Origin of the sequence: Microbaculum marinisediminis (genome assembly GCF_025397915.1) — a bacterium.
GTDB classification, from domain to species: Bacteria; Pseudomonadota; Alphaproteobacteria; order Rhizobiales; family Tepidamorphaceae; genus Microbaculum; species Microbaculum marinisediminis.
Map to the genome: position 1 here is coordinate 115,001 of NZ_JALIDZ010000012.1, position 21,660 is coordinate 136,660.

A 21,660-nucleotide genomic window follows, 5' to 3' on the forward strand; every position below is an offset into this window, starting at 1 on the left:
CCGTCGGATGCCCCCGCGATTTCCGCCGACTTAACCCAGCGTTAAGACAGCGGAAAATACTGTGACTGCGCTCCTTACGCAGCGGAGCACGCGGAGGAATGTCGCGTTTCGGGGGACCATCGCCAGTGACACGAACGGACGAATTCGATCGCTCGATTACCTATGGCGAGGCGGCCCTCACCTATCTCAAAGGCAACCGCACGCCGGCCTACCCCCGCAACTACGAGCTTTGGTATATCTACGCGGCCGGGTTCAATCGCGAACTCAACAAGGCCGTCAATGACGCGTTGAAGCGGCTCGGCCATCTCCCGGAAGATCTGACGGAACGCTTCTACGACGAATTCCTGTCACCGGTCCGCCTGAGCGACCGTGTCGGCGAAGTCAGTGCGCGGGTTTCCAAGGAGCTCGACGAGATCGTCGAAATGCTGGAGGCCTCCAGCGAAACCTGCCACCAGTACGGCCAGTCGCTGCGCACCGCCGCGAGCGGTCTCGGCAGCACCGAGAACAAGCAGCAGACCCGCTCGATCATCGAAAAGATCCTGCGCGCCACCACGGAAATGGAAGCGCGCAACACCTCGCTCGAATCCCAGCTCAAGGATTCGAAGGGCCAGATCACCGACCTTCAGGAAAGCCTCGAGGCGATCCGCTACGAATCGCTGACCGACCAGTTGACAGGGCTCGCCAACCGGAAGCATTTCGACCAGAGCCTGGAGCGCGCCGTCGATATCGCGATGCGGCGCGGCGAACCGGTGTCGCTGGCGATGTGCGACATCGACCACTTCAAGCAGTTCAACGACACATTCGGCCACCAGACCGGCGATCAGGTTCTGCGTCTCGTCGGCGCCGCGATCAGGAGCGCGGTGAAGGGGCGGGACATCGCCTCGCGCTACGGTGGCGAGGAGTTCGCCGTCATTCTGCCGAGCACGGCCCTGGATGCCGCGGTCTATGTCGGCGAGGACATCCGCACCGCCGTCATGGCCAAGGAGCTCATCAAGCGCTCGACGGGGGAAAGCCTCGGACGCATCACGATGTCGGTCGGCATAGCGACGCTGCGCCACAACGACACCCGCGACAGCCTGGTCGAGCGCGCGGACATGGCGCTGTACGCGTCGAAGCGCAACGGCCGCAACCGCGTCACCTCCGAATCGGACCTTTCGGACGAGCCCCACAAGTCGGCCGTCGCCTGAGACCTCACACGGCCTTCTTCGACCGCTTCTTCTTGGGTTTCCTGGCCTGCGCGGCGGCCTGATAGGCGCGCCGCGCCCACGCCGCGAGGTCATCCGGCTCGTCGATCAGCCGTTCCGGCAGCCGCCAATACGGCATCTCGACGGTTTTCGACGTGCTCGAATAGACGAACGGCGTGCTGCCTTCCGCGGCCATGTCGGCCGCCAGCGCCGCGTCGGTGCGCAGGAATATCGTACCGTCCGCGATAAGGCCGATCATGACGTCGTCGTGGAAGATACCGGTGCCACCGAACATGCCCCGCAGCCGCACGGGCCCGAACCCGGCGAACAGCTCGGTGACGAAGTCGCTATATTCGGACGTGATCGCCATCGCCCACCACGTCGGCGCGGCCCAGACGCCTCAGGCGTCGAGCGCGACCGGTGTGATCGCCACCGATTCGCCGCAGCCGCAGGCCGAGGTCTGGTTCGGATTGTTGAACACGAACCGGGCCGACAGCGTGTCGACCTGGAAGTCCATCTCGGTGCCCAGCAGGAACAGCACGGCCTTGGGATCGATCAGGACCTTGACGCCCTTGTCCTCGACGACCTCGTCGAACGCCGCGACGTCCTCGGCATACTCCATCGTGTAGGACATGCCGGCGCAGCCGCCGTTCTTGACGCCGACCCGCACGCCGACGATGGACTTGTCGGAATTGGCGATGATTTCGCGCACGCGCTCGGCCGCCGCTTCGGTAAGCGTCACCACCTTGGGCCGGGGTCGTGGAGTTGCCGTCGTCATGGTTCCAACTGTTTGATCAGGACCGGTTTCCTAAACCCTATATAGGTCAGAAGAAGTCGAGCGCGACCCTCGCCTCGTCCGACATGCGGCTCGGATCCCACGGCGGGTCGAACACCATCTGCACCGTGACGTCGCCGACGCCACTGACGGAGCTGACCGCGGTTTCCACCCAGACCGGCATCTCGCCGGCGACCGGGCAGCCCGGGGCCGTCAACGTCATGTCGATGGCGACGTTGCGGTCGTCGTCGACATCGATCTTGTAGATCAGGCCGAGCTCGTAGATGTCGACCGGGATCTCCGGATCGTAGACCGACTTGAGCGCACCGATGATGTCGTCGGTGAGCCGGTCGAGTTCCTCTGTCGGTATCGCGGAGCCCGTGTCTGCTCCGGTATCGGCGGCCGAAGCGGCTGACGATCCGTCTGCTGCGTCGGGCGCTGTATTCCTGATGTCGTTCATCGGTCCGCCTCCCCTAGGCGAAGAACTGCTGGGCCTTGCCGAGGGCCTCGGCCAGGCGGTCGACTTCCTCGCGCGTATTATACATTCCGAACGAGGCACGGCATGTCGACGTCACCCCGTAGTGCTGAAGCAGCGGCTGGACGCAATGCGTCCCGGCCCGCACGGCGACGCCGTAGCGGTCGATCACCGTCGACACGTCATGGGCGTGCGCCCCTGTCATCTCGAACGAGACGATCGCGCCCTTGCCCGGCGCCGTGCCGAAGATCCTGAGCGAGTTCATCGCGCCGAGCCGCTCGTGGGCGTAGTCGCGCAGCGTCTCCTCGTGCGCCTGGATCGCATCGCGGCCCACAGAGTCCATGTAGTCCAGCGCGGCCGCCAGTCCAATCGCCTGCACGATCGGCGGCGTTCCCGCCTCGAATCGGTGCGGCGGGTCGCCATAGGTGACCGTGTCGGTTGTCACGTCGCGGATCATCTCGCCGCCGCCGTTGAAGGGCGGCAGCGCCTCCAGAGCCTCCTTGCGGCCGTGGAGCACGCCGATGCCCGTCGGCCCGTACACCTTGTGGCCGGTGAAGACATAGAAGTCGGCGCCGATGTCCTGCACGTCGACATTGAGGTGCACCGCGCCCTGGCTGCCGTCGACCAGCACCGGAATGCCGCGCTCGTGAGCGAGCCGCACGACCTCCTTCACCGGCACGACCGTGCCCAGCATGTTGGACATGTGGGTGATCGCCACGATCTTGGTGCGGGGCGTCAGCAGCTGCTCGAATTCCTCGATTAGGAAGCTGCCGTCCTCGGCCACCGGCGCCCATTTCAGGACCGCGCCCTTGCGTTCGCGCAGGAAATGCCAGGGCACGATGTTGGAATGGTGCTCCATGATCGAGAGCACGATCTCGTCGCCCTCGCCCACGCCCGAGCCATCCATGCCCTGCCCCAGCGAATAGGCGACCAGGTTGATCGCCTCGGTGGCGTTGCGGGTGAAGATGATCTCGTCGGGCGACGGCGCGTTCAGGAACGCGCGCACTGTCTCGCGGGCGGCCTCGAAATTCTCCGTCGCCGTGTTCGACAGATAGTGCAGCCCGCGATGTACGTTGGCGTATTCGTGCTCGTAGGCGTGGCTGATCGCCTCGATCACCTGCCGCGGCTTCTGCGCCGACGCGGCGTTGTCGAGATAGACGAGCGGCTTGCCGTAGACCTCGCGCGCGAGGATCGGAAAGTCCGCGCGAATGCGCTCGACGTCGTAGCCGCTCACGAGACGGACTCCTGCCGTGCGTGCTGCATGACCCAGTCATGGGCGAGGCTCGACAGCGCCTCGCCGACCGCCGCGTGGCCGATTTCCTCGACCACCTCGCCGACGAACGCCTCGATCAGAAGCGCCTTGGCGGTCAGTTCGGGGATGCCGCGCGCACGCAGATAGAACAGCAGGTCCTCGTCGATCCGGCCCGACGTCGAGCCGTGACCGCACTGCACGTCGTCGGCGTAGATCTCCAGCTCCGGCTTGCTGTCGACCTCAGCCCGGTCCGACAGCATCAGCGCCTGCATCATCATCCGCCCGTCGGTCTTCTGGGCGTCCTGGCGCACCAGGATCTTGCCCTGGAACACGCCGCGCGCCTGCTCGTCGAGCACCGACTTGAAGAGCTCGCGGCTCGCCCCGTCCGGCAGGGCATGGTCGACGAACAGCGTCGTGTCGCCATGCTGACGGTCGCCAAGAAGCTGGACGCCGGCCAGGTTCACCTCCGCGTGCTCGCCGGTGAAGGCGATCGCGAACTGGTTGCGCGACAGCGCCGCGCCGGTGGTGAACGGCGCAATGGTCAGCTTGCTGCCCTGGCTCACGTCGGCGGCGACGGTGGAGAAATGCATCGCCTTGTCGCCGTCGTGCTGCACCTTCACCCAGGTCAGCGCCGCGTCGCGCTCGGCCGACAGGCGCGTCGCCGAGTTCACGAGATAGCCGATCCCGTCCGGGCCCTCGAAGGTCTCGACGACGGTCACGGATCCGCCGGCGCCGACGTCGACGCGATTGCGCAGGTAGACCGACGCCGCCGTCGGCACGGTCGTGACGCAGGCGATCTGGATCGGCTTGTCGATATGCACGTTTTCCGGGACGCGGATCCCCACGCCGGTGGAAACGAAGGCGGTGTTCAGGTCGAAGATCGCCGACTCGGTGCCCTCCGGCCATTCGCCTTCGAGCGTGCCGGCGGCAAGCGTCTCGCTGAGACGGGAGACCGTCACGCCCTGATCGGCCAGCTCCTTCGGCAGCCGCGGCTCGCCGCCGTCGACGATCACGATCCGCCAGGCATCCAGTTCGCCCAGCGTGTCGGCCCCGATCGGCGCGTCCGATGCGGTTGCCGGCGGCGGCAGTTCGCGCAGCGCGGCGCGCAGGTCGGTGTATTTCCACTCCTCGATGCGCCGATGCGGCAGGCCACTCGCGGCAAAGCGCGCGATCGCCTGCTTGCGAACGGCCGCGACGGCTTCCGTGCCCGGCAGCATCGCGGCAACGGCGGCGAACTGCTCGCTCGCCGCCTGTTCGGCGGCCGTCTGCTTGTTGCGGACCTCGACGTTCATGGTTGTATCTCCCGCCATCCGGCTCACGCGGCTTCCGTGAAGGCCGCGTATCCGGACTTCTCGAGCTCGAGCGCCAGTTCCTTGCCGCCGGTCTTCACGATCCGGCCCGCCGACATGACATGCACCACGTCCGGGACGATGTGGTCGAGCAGGCGCTGATAGTGGGTGATGACGACCATCGCGCGCTCGGGCGAGCGCAGCGAATTCACGCCCTCGGAGACGACGCGTAGCGCGTCGATGTCGAGACCGGAGTCGGTCTCGTCGAGCACGCACAGCTTCGGCTCCAGAAGCGACATCTGCAGGATCTCGCTGCGCTTCTTCTCGCCGCCGGAGAAGCCGACGTTCACCGGCCGCTTCAGCATCTCCTGGCTGACGTTCAGCTGGCCCGCCTTCTCGCGCACCACGCGCATGAAGTCCGGCGTCGACAGTTCGCCCTCGCCGCGCGCCTTGCGCTGCGCGTTGAGCGCGGTCTTCAGGAACGTCATGAAGGCGACGCCCGGGATCTCGACCGGGTACTGGAAGGCAAGGAACAGGCCGGCGGCGGCGCGCTCGTCAGGCTCCATCTCGGTGAGGTCCTGCCCCATGAACAGGATCTGGCCGTCGGTGATCTCGTAGTCGTCCTTGCCGGCGAGCACGTAGGACAGCGTCGACTTGCCCGATCCGTTCGGGCCCATGATGGCGTGCACTTCGCCTGCGTTCACGGTCAGATCGAGTCCGCGCAGGATCTCCGTGTCTTCGTCGGCGATCTTCACGTGCAGGTTCTTGATCTCAAGCATATCGGGTTCCAACAGTTTGCGTATCGAATAACGGTGTCGCGTTTCGGTGCGGTTCCGTAGCGGCGGCTTTCGCGTCTCTCGTAGTGCTGCGCGCGGGCGGCGTATGGGCGTGCCGGATGCGATGGATCATCGATCCGTCCTCGTGCCCGCCTCAGCCCACGCTGCCCTCGAGGCTGATGCCGATCAGCTTCTGGGACTCGACCATGAACTCCATCGGCAGGTGCTGCAGCACGTCGCGGACGAAGCCGTTGACGATCAGTGCCACCGCTTCCTCCTCCGACAGGCCGCGCTGCATGCAGTAGAACATCTGGTCGTCGGAGATCTTCGAGGTGGTCGCCTCGTGCTCGAAGACGGCCTGGGAATTCTTCGCCTCGATATACGGCACGGTATGCGCGCCGCAGCGGTTGCCGATCAGCAGCGAGTCGCACTGGGTGAAGTTCCGCGCGCCGGTCGCCTTGGCGTGCGCCGAGACGAGGCCGCGATAGGTGTTCTGCGAGTGACCCGCGGCGATGCCCTTGGAGATGATGCGGCTCGACGTGTTCTTGCCGAGATGGATCATCTTGGTGCCGGAATCGACCTGCTGATAGCCGTTCGACACCGCGATCGAGTAGAACTCGCCGCGCGAGTTGTCGCCGCGCAGGATGCAGCTCGGATACTTCCAGGTGATGGCCGAGCCGGTCTCGACCTGCGTCCAGGAGATCTTGGAGTTCCGGCCGCGGCAGTCGCCACGCTTGGTGACGAAGTTGTAGATGCCGCCCTTGCCGTTCTTGTCGCCCGGATACCAGTTCTGCACCGTCGAGTACTTGATCTCGGCATCGTCCAGCGCCACCAGCTCGACCACGGCGGCATGGAGCTGGTTCTCGTCGCGCATCGGCGCCGTGCAGCCTTCGAGATAGCTGACATAGGCGCCCTTGTCGGCGATCAGCAGCGTGCGCTCGAACTGGCCGGTGTTGCGCTCGTTGATGCGGAAATAGGTCGACAGCTCCATCGGGCAGCGCACGCCCGGCGGCACGTAGACGAACGACCCGTCCGAGAATACCGCGGAGTTCAGCGTGGCATAGAAGTTGTCGCTGGTCGGCACCACCGAGCCCAGGTACTTGCGCACGAGGTCGGGATGCTCGCGGATCGCTTCCGAGATCGAGCAGAAGATGATGCCGTGCTTGGCCAGTTCCTCGCGGAAGGTGGTCACCACCGAGACCGAATCGAACACCGCGTCGACGGCCACCCTGGCGCCCTCGACGCCGGCCAGAACCTCCTGCTCCTTCAGCGGAATGCCCAGCTTCTCATAGGTGGCGAGCAGCTCCGGATCGACCTCGTCGAGGCTCTTCGGCCCCGGCGTGGTCTTCGGCGCGGCATAGTAGTAGAGATCCTCGAAGTCGATCTTCGGGTATTCGACCTTGGCCCAGGTCGGCTCGGTCATGGTACGCCAACGCCTGTAGGCGTCGAGCCGCCACTCGAGCATCCACTCGGGCTCTTCCTTCTTGGCCGAGATGAACCGGACGATGTCCTCGTTCAGGCCCTTGGGCGCCTTCTCCGTCTCGATGTCGGTGAAGAACCCATACTTGTACTTGTCGACGTCGATCTCGCTGACATGCTCGATCGTTTCGCGCACTGCAGGCATCAATTGCTCCTTCACTCGCGGTTTCAAGGACCACGGGTTTCGCTTATGCCGCTTCAATCACCTCCTGCCGACGGCGGTCGCGCTTGTCCTGTACGCGCCGCCAGGCCTTGATGAAGCTTTCCACGTCACTCTTTTCGCTCGACCAGCCGAGGCTGACCCGGATCGCGCCGGAGGCAAGGTCCGGCGAGACACCCATTGCCGAGAGCACATGCGAGGCGCCGACCTTGCCCGACGAGCAGGCCGACCCCGAACTGACGCACACGCCATCGAGATCGAGCGAGATCATGGCGGTTTCCGCCGAAATCCCTTCCACCGCAAAGCAACTGGTATTGGCGAGCCGCGCCGTTTCACCGGCGAAGACCACCGCACCCGGCGAGATAGTGCGTAGCGCCGACTCGAACCAGTCCCTCAGCCCCGCGATTTCGCCACTTTTTTCGATTTCGCCGGCCGCCAGCCGCGCCGCGACGCCGAATCCGGCGATCACGGCCACCGCCTCGGTGCCCGGACGCTGCGACCGCTCCTGGCCGCCGCCGCGATAGAGCGGCGTGATCGCGACGGTCTTGTCGCGGCGCACCAGCGCGCCGGCGCCCTGGGGGCCGCCGATCTTGTGGGCAGACAGGGTCAGGTAGTCGACGCCCAGCATGGCGATATCGATCTCCAGCCGACCCGCCGCCTGGACGGCATCGCAGTGAACCAGCGTGCCTGCGTCCCGCGCCAGCCGCGCAACCTCGCGCACCGGCTGGATCGCGCCGGTCTCGCTGTTGGCGAGCATAACAGAGACGATCGCCGGGACGGGCGCGGCGGAAAGCCGCTTCTCCAGCCACGCGAGATCGACCACGCCGGCCGGCGTCACCGGAAGCGTTTCGACGGAGGCGGCCGGGAATCGCCCGCCGCCGAGCACGGACGGGTGCTCGATCGCCGAGGCGAGCAGGATCTCGCCGTCTTTGCGCCGCGCCAGCGCCAGCGCGTTGGCCTCGGTGCCACCGCTGGTGAGGGTGACATCTGCCGGCTCCGCGCCGACGAGCGCGGCCACCTCGCGGCGCGCGTCCTCGACAAGCTTGCGGGCGGCACGGCCCGCCGAATGCACGGACGACGGGTTGCCGGTCACGCGTAAGGCTTCGGTCACCGCCTCGATCACTTCGGGGCGGACCGGCGCCGTCGCGTTATGGTCCAGGTAGGCGACGTTCGCCCCCACCATGCCGTCCTCTCAACCTTCGGCACCGCCTCGGTGCCTTGAACTCTTGCATTCCACACAAGATATGTGGTGTGTGTCGGAGCTTCCGGACAGGCCACACGCTCGCAGCGTCGAGCCGCGATCCGGTGAAGCACAGTTTCGAAAACTTCTAAAGAGTTTGTAGGAGGGTGTCGGGTAGGTGTCAAGGAAACGCCAGCGCGCCGACGACCGTCGAAAGCGCGCGAGCGGATAAACCGAGCCGCCAGCCACCCGCGTCCTGCCAACCATAAAAAGAGGACATCGCGTTCAATGCCGGAAGTCATCTTCACCGGGCCCGCAGGCCGCCTGGAAGGACGCTATCATCCGCCGAAGACCAAGAGCTCGCGGATCGCGCTGATTCTCCATCCGCACCCGCAGTTCGGCGGCACGATGAACAATCAGGTCGCCTACCAGATGTACTACATGTTCGCCGAGCGCGGTTTCGCGGTACTCCGGTTCAACTTCCGCGGTGTCGGGCGCAGCCAGGGCAGCTTCGACCACGGCCTCGGCGAGCTGTCAGACGCCGCCGCCGCGCTCGACTGGGTGCAGAGCTTCAACCCGGACGCGCGCGCCTGCTGGATCGCCGGATTCTCCTTCGGCGCCTGGATCGGCATGCAGCTGCTGATGCGCCGCCCCGAGGTCGAAGGCTTCATCTCGGTCGCGCCGCAGCCGAATCTCTACGATTTCTCGTTCCTGGCCCCCTGCCCGTCGTCCGGCCTGATCGTCCACGGCGCCGCCGACCGGGTCGTGACGCCCAACGACATGCAGTCGCTGATCGACAAGCTGAAGACCCAGAAGGGCATCGTCATCGACCAGCAGATCATCGACGGCGCCAACCACTTCTTCGAGGACAAGGTCGACGAGCTGATCGACGTCTGCGGCACCTATGTCGACAAGCGGCTCGAAGCCGCCGCGTCGGAAGAGGACGCGGCCTGAGGGCCGGCACGCTCGCGATGCCCGGGCCGCGCCCGGGCATCCCACATTCCGTCTCTACGTCATTGCCGGGCTCGTCCCGGCAATTTCGTTTCCGGAGCCCCCCGCCACAAATCCGGAACCTTACATCCGGAACACGCCGAACTTCGTCTCCGGCACCGGCGCGTTGAGCGTGGCCGACAGCGCCAGCGACAGCACGCGGCGCGTTTCGCGCGGGGTGATGATGCCGTCGTCCCAGAGCCGGGCGCTGGCGAAATACGGATGCCCCTCGGCCTCGTAGCGGTCGCGGATCGGCGCTTTGAACGCCTCTTCCTCGTCCGCGCTCCACTGCCCGCCGTCGGCCTCGATATTGTCGCGCCTGACCGTCGCCAGCACCGAGGCGGCCTGCTCGCCGCCCATCACCGAGATGCGCGCGTTCGGCCACATGAACAGAAACCGCGGCCCGTAGGCGCGCCCGCACATGCCGTAGTTGCCGGCGCCGAACGAGCCGCCGACGATCACCGTGATCTTCGGCACCTGGGCACAAGCGACCGCCGTAACCAGCTTGGCCCCGTCCTTGGCGATGCCGCCGGCCTCGTAGTCGCGCCCGACCATGAAGCCGGTGATGTTCTGCAGGAACAGGATCGGAATGCGCCGCTGGCAGCACAATTCGATAAAATGCGCGCCTTTCAGCGATGATTCGGAGAACAGAATGCCGTTATTGGCCAGAATGCCGACCGGCATGCCCGAAATCCGCGCAAAGCCCGTCACCAGCGTCGTGCCGTAGAGCTTCTTGAACTCGTCGAACTCCGAGCCGTCGACCAGCCGGGCGATCACCTCGCGGATGTCGTACTGCTGGCTCAGCGCCGCCGGCACCACGCCGTCGAGTTCGCCGGGATCGTAGGCGGGCTGAATCGGTTCCTGAAGATCCAGGTCTATGTCCTTGCGCCGATTCATGTTCGCGACGATTCGCCTGGCCAGTTTCAGGGCATGGTCGTCGTCCAGCGCGTAATGGTCGGCCACGCCGGACAGGCGCGCGTGCACGTCTGCACCACCGAGATCCTCCGCCGAAACCACCTCGCCCGTCGCCGCCTTCACCAGCGGCGGGCCGGCGAGGAAGATCGTGCCCTGCTTGCGCACGATGATGGTCTCGTCCGACATCGCCGGCATGTAGGCGCCGCCCGCCGTGCACGAGCCCATGACCACGGCGATCTGCGGAATGCCGGCCGCCGACATGGTGGCCTGGTTGTAGAAGATCCGGCCGAAATGCTCGCGGTCGGGGAACACGTCGGTGTGGTTGGGCAGGTTGGCGCCGCCGGAATCGACCAGATACAGGCACGGCAGGTTGTTCTGCATCGCCACTTCCTGGGCGCGCAGATGCTTCTTCACCGTCATCGGATAGTAGGTGCCGCCCTTGATCGTCGCGTCGTTGCAGACGATGACGCACTCGCGCCCCTCGACACGGCCGATGCCGGTGATGACGCCGGCGGCATGGATGTCGTCGTCATACATGCCGTGGGCGGCGAGCGGCGACAGTTCGAGGAACGGCGCGCCGGGATCGAGCAGCCGCGTCACGCGATCGCGCGGCAACAGCTTGCCGCGGCTCAGGTGGCGTTCGCGCGCCCGGTCGGGACCGCCGCGCGCCGCGGCGGCACGCTTCGCCTCGAGGTCGGCGACGAGCGCGGCCATCGCGTCGGCATTGCGCTGGAAGTCCTCGGATGTCGTGCTGATTTGAGACTGCAGACGCGGCATTGACGATCCTCCCGGGGCCAAGCGTTAGACCATGCCCCCGTACGCGGCAAGGGAGCGGGCAGCTTCGCGAAAAAATAAGTTCTCCGTCAGTCGCTATTGCCTTGATTCCGCCGCGAGTTGCGCGCAACGCTCCCGGCATTGTTTCCGTCCAACAGGAGCTCTGAAGTGATCGCCAGAAAAGCCAAGGTGATTGCCCCTCTCGCCGTCCTAGTCGCCGCCCTGGCCGGTCCTGCGGCAGCGAAAAGCGGCATACCGCTCACCCCGACCCCGGTCCTCGATCAGGCGGCCAGCGCCGTGATCCTCGCCACCGACAAGAAGAAGGCCAAGGCCGAGACCGAGACGAAGGCCGAGACCGAGAAAAAGCAGGCCAAGAAGCAGACTGCCGACAATCCGGAAAAGAAGAAAAAGAAGAAAAAGAAGTCCGGAAAGAAGACCAAGAACGACGCCGCCGGCTGAGGCCGACCGCATCAAGGACCATGGTCGGGGCCGCGTTCGCGGCATATCCCCGACGACGTGCCGAATGCCGAGCCCCGGGGCTCCCGTCTGGACTTGAGGCGGGCGCCTCGGGACGCACTCCTGAGGACTGAAGGTCCGGACCAGGCCGCCCGGGAACGTCAGATCGGCTCGGTCAGGAAGACATGCGCGGTCTCGCCGTCGGGCTGGCGCACCTTGTGCCGCCCGCCCGTGCCCGGCGTGAAGAACAGGCCCTGGCCCGGCTCGAACACCTCGACACCGCTATCGAACTCGACCGTCAGGCGGCCCGACACCACGAAGCCGACGTGGCCCTTCTCGCACCAGCCGGGCTCCACGAACCCGCCCTGGAATTCGACCAGCCTAATGGTCCGCGGGCCTTCCTGCACCGCCTTGACGCGCAGCCCCGGCAGGACCTCGCTCCAGGCCACGTCGTCGAAATCGATCTTGCGGTAGGCCGCCATCGCCTGCTCGTTCATGCCCGTTTCTCCCCCGGCGCCATTTCCGGTTTCTCGATCGGCCCTCCGGCCTTTTCCCAGCCCCCGAAGCCGCCGTCGATGTGACAGACGGGCGCCAGGCCCATCTTCTTGGCCGTCAGCGTGGCCAGCGCCGAACGCCAGCCCCCGGCACAGAAGAACACGAAGCGCTTGTCCTCGGCGAAAACCGGCTTGTGATAGGGGCTCGCCGGGTCGATCCAGAACTCCAGCATCCCGCGCGGCGCATGGATGGCGCCCGGTATCTTGCCGGTCCGCGACAGTTCCCGCACGTCGCGAATGTCGACAAACACGACGTCGTCGCCGCCATGCAGTGCCATGGCCTCGGCTGGCGACAGCGTCTCGATCTGCTCGAGCGCGTCGTCGACGAGTTTGCGGAATCCGACGGTAATGGTCTGCGACATCGTGGCGTCTCCCTGCTTCGAGACGCTCATATAGCAGACGCGCCGCCCGACGACAGGGTTCCACCGCGTGCCGAGGCGAAAATGCCCCGGACAAACGCGAAGCGGCGCGGTCCTTCCGGACCGCGCCGCTTGCAAAACCGTGATAATACTCAGCGCGCCGCGATGGCGTTCGGTTCGAACCCGCCAAACAACGCAGCAACAAGCATAACGCCGACCAGTACAGCGAGCGACCAAGCGGTTACACGCAGATAGGACGGCCCTACATCACGCTCCATTCGGAACCCCATATTTTTGGTCGGCCAAGACTTGAATGATACGTGAGTCGCCGACGCGGTGCGCTTGGTTACGCTTTCTTAACTTATTGTGCAAGGACATATTGCACTGCAGCATAATCGTCCACAGCCCCGTCAACAGATACGGTTACCGCCTGCATACAGCCCCCACATGTTGGGGGTGCATCGACGCCGGGCGACGCCGCGTTTCAAGGGGCCGGGCCGGGAAGCAGCTCGGGAATGCGACCTGTCAGCCAATAGACCAGCAATCCGGCCCATTCGCGCGATGCCGTATCGACGCGCCGCAGCCCCTCGGACGCGGTGGTGAACGGCCGCCACAGGTCCGACCAACCGCGGGTGCGGTAGTCGACGGGATAGGCCTCGACGTCGAAGCCGACCGCCCGGAAGCAGCCGATGGCGCGCGGCATGTGCCAGGCCGATGTCACCAGCAGCCAGCGCTCCCCCGGCGCCGGACCGACCAGCGCCTTGGTGTAGAGGGCGTTCTGCCAGGTATTGCGCGACTGGTCCTCGAGCATGATCCGCTCCGGTGACAGACCCAGGCCGCCGAACAGCCGGCCGGCGATGTCGGCCTCGCTCGAACGGTCGAACAGGATCTGCCCGGATCCGCCGGTGAACACGAGCTTGGCGTCCGGATACTGCCGTGCCAGATCCGCGAACGCGGTCAGGCGCTCTCCCGCCTCGTTCAGCGCGACGATCCCCCGCCCGGCGCTGACGGCGGTGTCGAACGAGCCGCCCAGCACGATGATGCCGTCCGGCGGAGGCCCATCGCCCTGCGCCCAGACCGGGAACCGGTCGTCGAGCGGCAGCACGAGAAGATTCCCGAAGGGCGAAAACCCGCAGACGACGAGCCCGGCGAGCCCGAGCCCCAGCAGCCACCTGCCGAGCCGGCGAAAACGGCCGAGCACCAGCAGCGCGCCCGCCAGCGACAGCGCGACGAGCAGGTTCGAGGGCTGCAGGAAGAACCAGCCGATCTTGGACAGGTAGAAGAACATGTCCGCACGAAACTAGCCGGATTCGCCATCGGCCGCGCCTTCCGGGCGGCACCGGACACCGGCCGGGCGTCGCTGCGCGATGTATCGTCCCGGCTTGTTTACAGGGAGCGCATCGCCGGGGTCTCGGCCTCGGCCACGGCCTGGGTCGCGCGCGTGCCGAGTCCAATGACCGTCGTCGCCAGCAGGGCTGCAAGCACGATGGTCAGGAACGCTGTTCTCGGTCGCATAACTCGGTCCTCGGATTAACGTCCTGAGTCCTATGCCCCCGTTTATGAACGGAGGCTGAATGACGCACCGCCCGGGCCGGACGACCGGGATTCGTTGTTAATTTCGAGTTACCGGAAGACGCGCGCGGACATGCGGCGAGGTCTCCCACCGCGCCGCGTCAGGGTCCGTGCAGCGCCTCGTCGACCAGCTCCGCGGTGCGCTGCGCCGGCAGGGCGTCGGCCAGGCCGATGCGGAAGCAGACCAGCGCCACGGCCGCCAGCACCGCCATGTCCCAGCCGAATGGCAGCACCCCCAGCCCGCCACCGAAATCGCCGAGGACGGACACCGCGTTCACGCCGGCGATATAGACGAAGAACCAACGGGCATGGCCGATGTCGACGGGCTCGACCTGCGGTTCCCACCGCAGCTTCAGCGCGAAGATGGCGATCCCGGCGGCAAGACCGATATCGAGGCGCCAGATCGTGTTCCAGCCGCTCCAGTAGATGATCAGCGTGGCGATGACGAAGGCGACCGGTGCGACCACGTGAACGAAGGGGATGCGGACTGCCCGAGGCTGGTTGGGGATCTGGCGACGCAGGGCCACGACGGTAAGCGGCCCGACGCAGAACGACAGCACGATTGCCGACGAGTTGAGCGCGACCATCTCCTTGAACGGCAGGCTGAGCATCAGCATGCCGACCACCGCGCCGAGCATCAGCGCCCTGAACGGAATGCCGCGGGCCGACAGCCGGGCGAACATCGCGGGAAAGAAGCCGTTGCGGGCGAGCGCCATGCCCAGCCGCGCATTCGAGCCGGTGGCGATCAGCGCCGAGCCGAACGGCCCGAGCACGGCGCCGCTGTAAAGCAAGGCCAGCAGCCAGGACGCGCCGATAACCGTGGCGATGCCCGCCATCGGGCCGAGATGATGGCTGAAGTCGAGCGACGTCCAGCCGCCGTGAAACGCGCTCGGCGGCACGCCACCGATGAAGGCGAATTGCAGCAGCACGTAGATGACGAAGCAGCCGAGCACCGTGAACAGCAGCGCCAGCGGCACGAACAGCGCCGGGCGCCGCGCCTCTCCGGCCAGGTCGATGATGTGGCGGAACCCCGCGTAGGCGAAAATCACGCCGCCGGTCGATATCGCGCCGAGGATGCCGATCAGTCCGTAGGGGGCGAAGCCGCCGTGGGCGGAGAAGTTCGACCAGTGGAAATCGTGGCTGATGAAGGTCAGCACCACGATCAGCGGCACCAGCACCTTCACGGTGGTGATAATCGCGTTGGCCTTGTCGAGCCAGGCGACGCCCAGCGCGTTGATCGCCACCATCAGCAACAGGATGCAGACGGCGACGGCGTATCCCAGCGGCGTCGGGCCGACCACGTCGCCGATGTCGCCACCGCCCCCGGCCCCGCCATAGATGCCGGGAAGCAGCGGCCCGATATACTTGAGGATCGCCACCGCCTCGATCGGCGGCAGGGTGGCATAGCCGAGCCACGCCGACCAGCCGATCAGCATGCTGGTGAAGTTGCCGTGCGAATAGCGCGGCAACCGGGCGATGGCCCCGGCTTCCGGCAGGCAGCCGGCAATCTCCGCGAACGGCAGCGCGATCATCAGGATCAGCACGCCACCGATGGCCCAGGATACCAGCGAGGCCGGGCCGGCCTGCTGCGCGGCCAGCAGCGGCGCGAACAGCCAGCCCGAGCCCAGCACCGCGCCGATGCCGATGAAGGTCAGCCCGCCGAGCCCGATCGAACGCTTGAGCGCCATCGATGTCCCCCCGCCCCGGCCGCGCGCGTCCACCGACTCGCCCGGCCGTGCGGGGCATCGTGACTCATCGCGGCGGCGGGTAGAACCCCGCACAGCCGCAAACCGGAGGGCGGGGACCCATAGGGCGGGGACCCGGACCGGCGGGACCGCCGATCAGTCCCAATCGGGCGCCCAGCTCGCCCGCACCAGGCGTCCGTCCGCATGCGCCAGGCCGGCGATCTCGGTCATCTCGGCCTCGGACAATTCGAAACCGTCGATATCGAGGTTTTCCGCCAGCCGCGCCTTCGAGCTGGTGCGCGGGATGGCGATGACGCCGGGCTGCTGGACGAGCCACCGCAGCGCCACCTGCGTGGCGGTGCGGCCATGCCGTTCGGCGATCGCCTCCATGACCGGGTCGCCGACCACCTTGCCGCGGGCGATCGGGCAATAGGCGGTGACGGATATGCCGTGCCGACGGCAGGCGTCCATGATCTTGGCCTGGTCGAGATAGGGGTGATACTCGATCTGGTTGGTGACGATCGGCTCCTGCGACACGGCGACCGCCTCCTCGACGAGCGCCGCGGTGAAGTTGGATATGCCGATGTTCCGGGCAAGGCCGGCGCGCTTGACCCGGGCGATCGCCTCCATCGTCTCCTTCACCGGCACCGCCGGGTTCGGCCAGTGCACCAGAAGCAGATCGACGTGATCGACGCCGAGCCGGGCGACGCTCTCCTCGGCGGAGGCCTCCAGCTCGCCCGCCATGATCCGGTCGTACCAGACCTTGGTGGTCAGGAAGATGTCCTCGCGCGCCACGCCGGAGGCGCGGATGCCTTCGCCCACCTCGCGCTCGTTCTCGTAGGAGGCGGCCGTATCGACGTGCCGATAGCCGATCCGCAGCCCCTCGGCGACGATCTCCACGCACTGGGCGCCGCGAATGTCCCAGGTTCCCAGACCGAGCGCCGGTATGCGGGCGCCGTTGCTTTCGACAATGTGCATTTTCTTCCTCCCTCGGCCCGGGCGCACGACACGCCCATACAGGCCGACTTTACCGACAACCTGTGCCATGGTTATTCACCGTGCGAAGCGCCCCATAGCAGGAAACGGCTCGCAGGACGAATTTTCAGGGCGCGAACGCTCAGGCCGCGCCCTATCGGGCGTGATCTCCGTACAGGACCATTGCCGGTGTCGCAGGAAAAGCAGACCGTCGCACTGATATCGCTGTTCGCCAGCGGCTTCCTGGCCGCGTCGAAATTCGCGGTCGGCCTGATGACCGGGTCTCTGGGCATTCTGTCGGAGGCCGTGCACAGCCTGCTCGACCTCGGCGCCACCGCGATCACCCTCACCGCCGTGCGCATCAGCGACCGCCCGCCGGACCGGACCCACCATTTCGGCCACGGCAAGGTCGAAAGCGTCGCCGCACTCGCCGAGACCGGACTGTTGTTCCTGACCTGCGCCTGGATCGTCTGGGAGGCCGGCAAGCGGCTCCTGTTCGAGGACGTGCATGTCGAGGTGACGTGGATCGCCATCGCGGTGATCGTCGCCTCCATCGTCATCGACTTCAACCGCGCGCGCGTGCTGCGCCGGGTGGCCAGGAAGTACAACAGCGAGGCGCTGGAAGCCGACGCCCTGCACTTCTCCTCCGACATGCTGAGCTCGATGGTCGTGCTCGCCGGCCTGGGCCTGACCTGGGCCGGCTATCCCTGGGCCGACGCCCTCGCCGCCATCGGCGTCTCCATCTTCGTCTGCCTGGCCGGTTGGCGGCTCGGCAGGCGCACCATCAACACGCTGATGGACGCCGCCCCGACCGGCGCCTACGAGCGCATCGCCGGAATCGCCAACGAGACCGACGGCGTCCTCGCCCTCGACCGGCTGCGCGTCCGGCCCGGCGGCGCGACCCTGTTCGTCGACATCGACGTGCTGATCGCCCGCACCCTTCCCTTCGACCGGGTCACGGCCATCCAGAACCGGCTCGTCGCCGATATCCGCGCGTCGTTTCCCGAGGCCGATGTCAGCGTCACCGCACGGCCGGTCCAGCTCGACGACGAGACGATCTTCGACAAGGTGATGCTGATCTCGCGCCGGCGTGGCCTCGCCGTCCACCACGTCACGGTCCAGCATATCGGCGAACGGCTGTCGGTGAGCTTCGATATCGAGGTCGACGGCCAGATGCCGCTCGGCCAGGCCCACGAGCTGGCCGACGCGCTGGAGCGGTCCATCGCCGCCGAACTCGGCAGCGACGTCGAGGTCGAGAGCCATATCGAGCCGCTGCACGTCGCCACGCTCGCAGGCAGCGACATTCCCGAAGACCGCCGCGATGCCTATCTCGGCGCGCTAAGGCGGCTGGCGCCGGACACGCGGATGCTGACCGACGTCCACAACGTGCGGGCGCGCGAGAACGAGCACGGCGTCTTCGTCACCTTCCATTGCCGCGTCGAGCCGTCCGCGCGCGTCGAGGAGGTGCACGAGGCCGTCGATGCCCTGGAGCACGCGTTCCGTCAGGAAATGCCGGAGGTGCGCCGCGTCATCGCCCACGCCGAACCGCTCTCCGCGACGGCCTGACCCGCGCCCCGACGGGCGCTCAGGCTACCCTGGGCCCGATCCGCCGCGCGGTCCGGCCGCTCAGGCGGCCCTGGGAACGAAGAACTGCACGCGGTCGCGACCGTTTTCCTTGGCCAGGTAGAGCGCGCGGTCGGCCTCGATCAGCAACGGATCGAAATCCTCGGCCGCGGCACCGGACACCGCGATCCCGATGCTGACGGTCGCCTGCATGTGTGCGCCGTCATTGTCGATCGTCGTATTGGCGAACTCGGCCCGGATCCGCTCGCCGACGGCCATCGCGTCGATCCTGCCGGCGCCGGGCAGGAAGGCAAGGAACTCCTCGCCGCCGATGCGGCCGAATACGTCGCCTTCGCGCAAGTTGGCCTCGGCGACGGCGGCGAAGGCAACGAGCACCCGATCGCCGGCGGGGTGGCCGAAACGGTCGTTGATCTGCTTGAAGCGATCCAGATCGAACAACAGCATCGCGCCCGGCCCCTTCGCCAGGCGCTCCGACGCCGCCGCCAGCGTCGCGCCGCGATTGCGGGTTTGCGTCAGCTGATCGGTCTCGGCGAGCCGGCGTTGCTCGGCCTCCGCCCGGTCCTTGGTGGCGGCGATGACGAGTACGGCGTTGGCGATGCAAAGCACGATCGGCAACATGACGAACAGGGCGGTAAACGGATCGGGTTGCAGATAGGCGTCGGCGGCCTTCGGCGGCACGAACACGGCGGCCAGGGACCGAAGCAGGAAGATTCCCGAAATCAGCAGGAAGGTCGCAGCGAGTGCGGTGCGCGAGGCCAGCCCGTCCGCGCGGCCGCGCCAGTATTCGTGCGCCAGCGCCCCGGTATAGCCCGCGTACATCGCCGAGAACACGGCCACCCGCGCGGGAAGCGAGTCATGGATCGCCGGCACGGCGCACAGCATGAGCCACACCACAGGCCCCACGAAAATCACGAACGGCGAGATCCGACTTCCGTTGAAGGCGCGCGCCCCGGCCCAGCCGAGGGAGATGCCCAGCACCAAGAGGGCGTTGGCGATATCGATGGACAGTATTTCGCTGATATCTCCGTCCAGGACCAAGAGCGTGAGCCCCACCGAAGCGGCGAACAAGCCGCCGCTCCACCACAGCAGCGTGCGCTCCGCCCGGTTCTGCCACCACGACAGGAACAGCAGCCCCGAAACGGGAAAGCACATGGCCGCCGCCGTGAAGAAAATCGTGGGGGTATCGAGAGACATCGAGGGTAGCACCGTCGGTCGTGAGGACACGGCCGACCATGCCAAAGGGGTCTTAACGATTGGCCAAACTATTTGATTAATTAAATTAATCGGGACTTAGCCGTCGTAACGTCACTTCGTTTCCTCGAACAGTTCGCGACCGATCAGCCAGCGCCGGATCTCGCTGGTGCCCGCGCCGATTTCGTACAGCTTGGCGTCGCGCAGCAGACGCCCGGTCGGGTAGTCGTTGATGTAGCCGTTGCCGCCCAGCACCTGGATCGCCTCGAGCGCCATCCAGGTCGCGGTCTCGGCCGCATAGAGGATCGCGCCGGCGGCGTCCTTGCGGGTGGTCTCGCCCCGGTCGCAGGCCCTGGCGACCATGTAGATATAGGCCCGCGAGGCATTCATGCGGGTGTACATGTCGGCGAGCTTGCCCTGCATCAGCTGGAACGAGCCGATCGCCTGGCCGAACTGCTTGCGCTCGTGCATGTAGGGAACGACCGCGTCCATGCACGCCTGCATGATGCCGATCGGCCCGGCGGCGAGCACCACGCGCTCGTAGTCGAGGCCGGACATCAGCACGTTGACGCCCCGGCCCACCTCGCCGAGCACGTTTTCCTCCGGCACCTCGCAATCCTCAAACACCAGCTCGCCGGTATCGGAGCCGCGCATCCCGAGCTTGTCGAGCTTCTGCGCCGTCGAGAAGCCCTTGAAGCCCTTCTCGACCAGGAAGGCGGTGATGCCGCGCGGACCGGCGTCCGGATCGGTCTTGGCATAGATCACCAGCGTGTCGGCGCCGGGCCCGTTGGTGATCCACATCTTCGAGCCGTTGAGAACCCAGCGGTCGCCCTTCTTCTCGGCGCGCGTGCGCATGGAGACGACGTCCGAGCCCGCGCCGGGCTCCGACATCGCCAGCGCACCCAGGCTCTCGCCGGAGATCAGGCCGGGCAGGTACCGCGCCTTCTGGTCCTCGGTGCCGTTGCGGCGGATCTGGTTGACGCAGAGATTGGAGTGCGCGCCGTAGCTCAGGCCCACCGAGGCGGAGCCGCGGCTGATCTCCTCCATGGCGATGCAATGCTCGAGGTAGCCCATGGCGGAGCCGCCGTATTCCTCCTCCACGGTGATGCCGAGCAGCCCGAGCGCCCCGAGTTTCGGCCACAGCTGGCGCGGGAACTCGTTGGTCCGGTCGATTTCGGCCGCGATCGGCGCGATCTCGTCGTCGGAAAACGAGCGCACCGTGTCGCGCAGCATGTCGGCGTGCTCGCCGAGATCGAAGTTCAGGCTCGGATAGTCGTTGGGGCGTGTCATCGTCAGCCTCGTTTCCCTGAAAGTGTCCCTAGAAGTCTCACTGTCTCGCGCCTCGGACCTGATCCGGTCCCCACCGCGACGGCAACCGCGTCTCTGGGTCCTGGATCAAGTCCAGGACACGCGGCCTGTTTCGGAATTCCGGTCGTGCGCACCTGACCGTGCGATCGTAAGTCTGGCTCGGATCGTCGTTAGGGCATGTCATTCTGACCCTCGTTTGTTCGTTGATCTCCCGGTCTCGTGCCCCGGACCTGATCCGGGGCCCACCGCGACGGCAAACGCGTCTCTGGATCCTGGATCAAGTCCAGGACACGCGGCCTGTTTCGGAATTCCGGTCGTGCGCACCTGACCGTGCGATCGACGGGCGGGCTCGGCCAGTCGTTGGTGCGCATCATTCTGACCCTCGTTTGTTCGTTGATCTCCCGGTCTCGTGCCCCGGACTTGATCCGGGGCCCAACGCGGCGACTGCCGCGTCCCTGGGTCCTGGATCAAGTCCAGGACACGCGGCCTGTTTCGGAATTACGGTCGTATGCACCGGACCTCTCTCAGCATGCCGCGGCACGGCCGCACCGTGTCGCCTTGGGTTCCCGCTTTCGCGGGAACGAGCGGCTGGGGGAACAGTCTCGCCTCCCCTCCGCTCACGCCCGCGAAGGCGGGAGTCCGGCCCCGGTGCAGTAAGGCCCTGCCACGCACGCCGCCCCTTCCCGCGAAGGCGGGGTTCCAGGAGCCGCAAGCGTCAGATCCGGAC

At 66.5% G+C, this 21,660-nt stretch carries 21 protein-coding genes; 4 read left to right on the forward strand and 17 right to left on the reverse strand.

Going from position 1 to position 21,660, the window contains the following annotated elements:
- Positions 1 to 125: 125 nt before the first annotated feature.
- The gene (locus tag MUB46_RS21485) at positions 126 to 1,187 is read left to right on the forward strand and encodes a GGDEF domain-containing protein (RefSeq protein ID WP_261618027.1); all 1,062 of its coding nucleotides are present in this window, start codon (positions 126 to 128) and stop codon (positions 1,185 to 1,187) included.
- 4 nt (positions 1,188 to 1,191) lie between these two features.
- Here MUB46_RS21485 and MUB46_RS21490 read toward each other — a convergent pair whose 3' ends face one another.
- From MUB46_RS21490 to MUB46_RS21525, 8 genes are all read right to left on the reverse strand, one after another.
- Positions 1,192 to 1,554, reverse strand: coding sequence for a TfoX/Sxy family protein (locus tag MUB46_RS21490; protein WP_261618028.1), 363 nt, complete (start codon positions 1,552 to 1,554; stop codon positions 1,192 to 1,194).
- A 30-nt stretch (positions 1,555 to 1,584) separates the two neighbouring features.
- Positions 1,585 to 1,962 carry a Fe-S cluster assembly scaffold SufA gene (gene sufA / locus MUB46_RS21495; RefSeq protein WP_261618029.1) on the reverse strand — a complete coding sequence of 126 codons (378 nt, stop codon included), beginning with the start codon at positions 1,960 to 1,962 and terminating at the stop codon, positions 1,585 to 1,587.
- 46 nt (positions 1,963 to 2,008) lie between these two features.
- Positions 2,009 to 2,419 carry an SUF system Fe-S cluster assembly protein gene (locus MUB46_RS21500; protein WP_261618030.1) on the reverse strand — a complete coding sequence of 137 codons (411 nt, stop codon included), beginning with the start codon at positions 2,417 to 2,419 and terminating at the stop codon, positions 2,009 to 2,011.
- 13 nt (positions 2,420 to 2,432) lie between these two features.
- The gene (locus MUB46_RS21505; RefSeq protein ID WP_261618102.1) at positions 2,433 to 3,704 is read right to left on the reverse strand and encodes a cysteine desulfurase; all 1,272 of its coding nucleotides are present in this window, start codon (positions 3,702 to 3,704) and stop codon (positions 2,433 to 2,435) included.
- Complete coding sequence (gene sufD, locus MUB46_RS21510; protein WP_261618031.1) at positions 3,665 to 4,978, reverse strand: Fe-S cluster assembly protein SufD; 1,314 nt, start codon at positions 4,976 to 4,978, stop codon at positions 3,665 to 3,667. Before sufD ends, MUB46_RS21505 begins: the two co-directional genes overlap by 40 nt.
- 23 nt (positions 4,979 to 5,001) lie before the next feature.
- Positions 5,002 to 5,754, reverse strand: coding sequence for a Fe-S cluster assembly ATPase SufC (sufC, locus tag MUB46_RS21515; RefSeq protein WP_261618032.1), 753 nt, complete (start codon positions 5,752 to 5,754; stop codon positions 5,002 to 5,004).
- Positions 5,755 to 5,905: 151 nt separating this feature from the next.
- Positions 5,906 to 7,375, reverse strand: coding sequence for a Fe-S cluster assembly protein SufB (sufB, locus tag MUB46_RS21520; RefSeq protein ID WP_261618033.1), 1,470 nt, complete (start codon positions 7,373 to 7,375; stop codon positions 5,906 to 5,908).
- A gap of 43 nt (positions 7,376 to 7,418) precedes the next feature.
- Positions 7,419 to 8,573, reverse strand: coding sequence for a cysteine desulfurase family protein (locus MUB46_RS21525; protein ID WP_261618034.1), 1,155 nt, complete (start codon positions 8,571 to 8,573; stop codon positions 7,419 to 7,421).
- Positions 8,574 to 8,858: 285 nt separating this feature from the next.
- Between MUB46_RS21525 and MUB46_RS21530 the strand changes: the two genes are divergently transcribed.
- Complete coding sequence (locus MUB46_RS21530) at positions 8,859 to 9,524, forward strand: alpha/beta hydrolase (RefSeq protein ID WP_261618035.1); 666 nt, start codon at positions 8,859 to 8,861, stop codon at positions 9,522 to 9,524.
- A gap of 120 nt (positions 9,525 to 9,644) precedes the next feature.
- Here MUB46_RS21530 and MUB46_RS21535 read toward each other — a convergent pair whose 3' ends face one another.
- Positions 9,645 to 11,252, reverse strand: coding sequence for a carboxyl transferase domain-containing protein (locus tag MUB46_RS21535; protein WP_261618036.1), 1,608 nt, complete (start codon positions 11,250 to 11,252; stop codon positions 9,645 to 9,647).
- A 165-nt stretch (positions 11,253 to 11,417) separates the two neighbouring features.
- Between MUB46_RS21535 and MUB46_RS21540 the strand changes: the two genes are divergently transcribed.
- A complete protein-coding gene (locus tag MUB46_RS21540) occupies positions 11,418 to 11,708 on the forward strand; it encodes a hypothetical protein (RefSeq protein WP_261618037.1) in 291 nt (96 codons plus the stop codon).
- Positions 11,709 to 11,866: 158 nt separating this feature from the next.
- Here the strand turns inward: MUB46_RS21540 and MUB46_RS21545 are convergent, their stop codons facing one another.
- From MUB46_RS21545 to MUB46_RS21570, 6 genes are all read right to left on the reverse strand, one after another.
- Positions 11,867 to 12,202 (reverse strand): cupin domain-containing protein, encoded by a 336-nt coding sequence (locus MUB46_RS21545; protein WP_261618038.1) that lies wholly within the window; start codon positions 12,200 to 12,202, stop codon positions 11,867 to 11,869.
- Positions 12,199 to 12,621, reverse strand: coding sequence for a rhodanese-like domain-containing protein (locus MUB46_RS21550; protein ID WP_261618039.1), 423 nt, complete (start codon positions 12,619 to 12,621; stop codon positions 12,199 to 12,201). Before MUB46_RS21550 ends, MUB46_RS21545 begins: the two co-directional genes overlap by 4 nt.
- A gap of 481 nt (positions 12,622 to 13,102) precedes the next feature.
- Complete coding sequence (locus MUB46_RS21555; RefSeq protein WP_261618040.1) at positions 13,103 to 13,906, reverse strand: YdcF family protein; 804 nt, start codon at positions 13,904 to 13,906, stop codon at positions 13,103 to 13,105.
- Positions 13,907 to 14,004: 98 nt separating this feature from the next.
- A complete protein-coding gene (locus MUB46_RS21560) occupies positions 14,005 to 14,133 on the reverse strand; it encodes a hypothetical protein (RefSeq protein WP_261618041.1) in 129 nt (42 codons plus the stop codon).
- A gap of 158 nt (positions 14,134 to 14,291) precedes the next feature.
- Complete coding sequence (locus MUB46_RS21565) at positions 14,292 to 15,878, reverse strand: APC family permease (protein ID WP_261618042.1); 1,587 nt, start codon at positions 15,876 to 15,878, stop codon at positions 14,292 to 14,294.
- 153 nt (positions 15,879 to 16,031) lie between these two features.
- Complete coding sequence (locus MUB46_RS21570; RefSeq protein ID WP_261618043.1) at positions 16,032 to 16,853, reverse strand: aldo/keto reductase; 822 nt, start codon at positions 16,851 to 16,853, stop codon at positions 16,032 to 16,034.
- 186 nt (positions 16,854 to 17,039) lie between these two features.
- On the opposite strand from MUB46_RS21570, the gene MUB46_RS21575 reads away from it, so the two are divergent.
- A complete protein-coding gene (locus MUB46_RS21575) occupies positions 17,040 to 18,416 on the forward strand; it encodes a cation-efflux pump (protein ID WP_261618044.1) in 1,377 nt (458 codons plus the stop codon).
- A 60-nt stretch (positions 18,417 to 18,476) separates the two neighbouring features.
- On the opposite strand, the gene MUB46_RS21580 is transcribed toward MUB46_RS21575, so the two are convergent.
- Positions 18,477 to 19,628: a GGDEF domain-containing protein gene (locus MUB46_RS21580; RefSeq protein WP_261618045.1), complete on the reverse strand. Its 1,152-nt coding sequence runs from the start codon at positions 19,626 to 19,628 to the stop codon at positions 18,477 to 18,479.
- Between the two features lie 111 nt (positions 19,629 to 19,739).
- Positions 19,740 to 20,915: an isovaleryl-CoA dehydrogenase gene (locus tag MUB46_RS21585; protein ID WP_261618046.1), complete on the reverse strand. Its 1,176-nt coding sequence runs from the start codon at positions 20,913 to 20,915 to the stop codon at positions 19,740 to 19,742.
- Positions 20,916 to 21,660 lie beyond the last annotated feature (745 nt).

Excerpts from the sequence above, each read along its gene's own strand:
- MUB46_RS21490 (WP_261618028.1), bottom strand. The coding sequence starts at position 1,554 with ATGGCGATCACGTCCGAATATAGCGACTTCGTCACCGAGCTGTTCGCC.
- sufA (WP_261618029.1), bottom strand. The coding sequence starts at position 1,962 with ATGACGACGGCAACTCCACGACCCCGGCCCAAGGTGGTGACGCTTACC.
- MUB46_RS21500 (WP_261618030.1), bottom strand. The coding sequence starts at position 2,419 with ATGAACGACATCAGGAATACAGCGCCCGACGCAGCAGACGGATCGTCA.
- sufD (WP_261618031.1), bottom strand. The coding sequence starts at position 4,978 with ATGAACGTCGAGGTCCGCAACAAGCAGACGGCCGCCGAACAGGCGGCG.
- sufC (WP_261618032.1), bottom strand. The coding sequence starts at position 5,754 with ATGCTTGAGATCAAGAACCTGCACGTGAAGATCGCCGACGAAGACACG.
- sufB (WP_261618033.1), bottom strand. The coding sequence starts at position 7,375 with ATGCCTGCAGTGCGCGAAACGATCGAGCATGTCAGCGAGATCGACGTC.
- MUB46_RS21525 (WP_261618034.1), bottom strand. The coding sequence starts at position 8,573 with ATGGTGGGGGCGAACGTCGCCTACCTGGACCATAACGCGACGGCGCCG.
- MUB46_RS21530 (WP_261618035.1), top strand. The coding sequence starts at position 8,859 with ATGCCGGAAGTCATCTTCACCGGGCCCGCAGGCCGCCTGGAAGGACGC.
- MUB46_RS21535 (WP_261618036.1), bottom strand. The coding sequence starts at position 11,252 with ATGCCGCGTCTGCAGTCTCAAATCAGCACGACATCCGAGGACTTCCAG.
- MUB46_RS21545 (WP_261618038.1), bottom strand. The coding sequence starts at position 12,202 with ATGAACGAGCAGGCGATGGCGGCCTACCGCAAGATCGATTTCGACGAC.
- MUB46_RS21550 (WP_261618039.1), bottom strand. The coding sequence starts at position 12,621 with ATGTCGCAGACCATTACCGTCGGATTCCGCAAACTCGTCGACGACGCG.
- MUB46_RS21555 (WP_261618040.1), bottom strand. The coding sequence starts at position 13,906 with ATGTTCTTCTACCTGTCCAAGATCGGCTGGTTCTTCCTGCAGCCCTCG.
- MUB46_RS21560 (WP_261618041.1), bottom strand. The coding sequence starts at position 14,133 with ATGCGACCGAGAACAGCGTTCCTGACCATCGTGCTTGCAGCCCTGCTG.
- MUB46_RS21565 (WP_261618042.1), bottom strand. The coding sequence starts at position 15,878 with ATGGCGCTCAAGCGTTCGATCGGGCTCGGCGGGCTGACCTTCATCGGC.
- MUB46_RS21570 (WP_261618043.1), bottom strand. The coding sequence starts at position 16,853 with ATGCACATTGTCGAAAGCAACGGCGCCCGCATACCGGCGCTCGGTCTG.
- MUB46_RS21580 (WP_261618045.1), bottom strand. The coding sequence starts at position 19,628 with ATGTCTCTCGATACCCCCACGATTTTCTTCACGGCGGCGGCCATGTGC.
- MUB46_RS21585 (WP_261618046.1), bottom strand. The coding sequence starts at position 20,915 with ATGACACGCCCCAACGACTATCCGAGCCTGAACTTCGATCTCGGCGAG.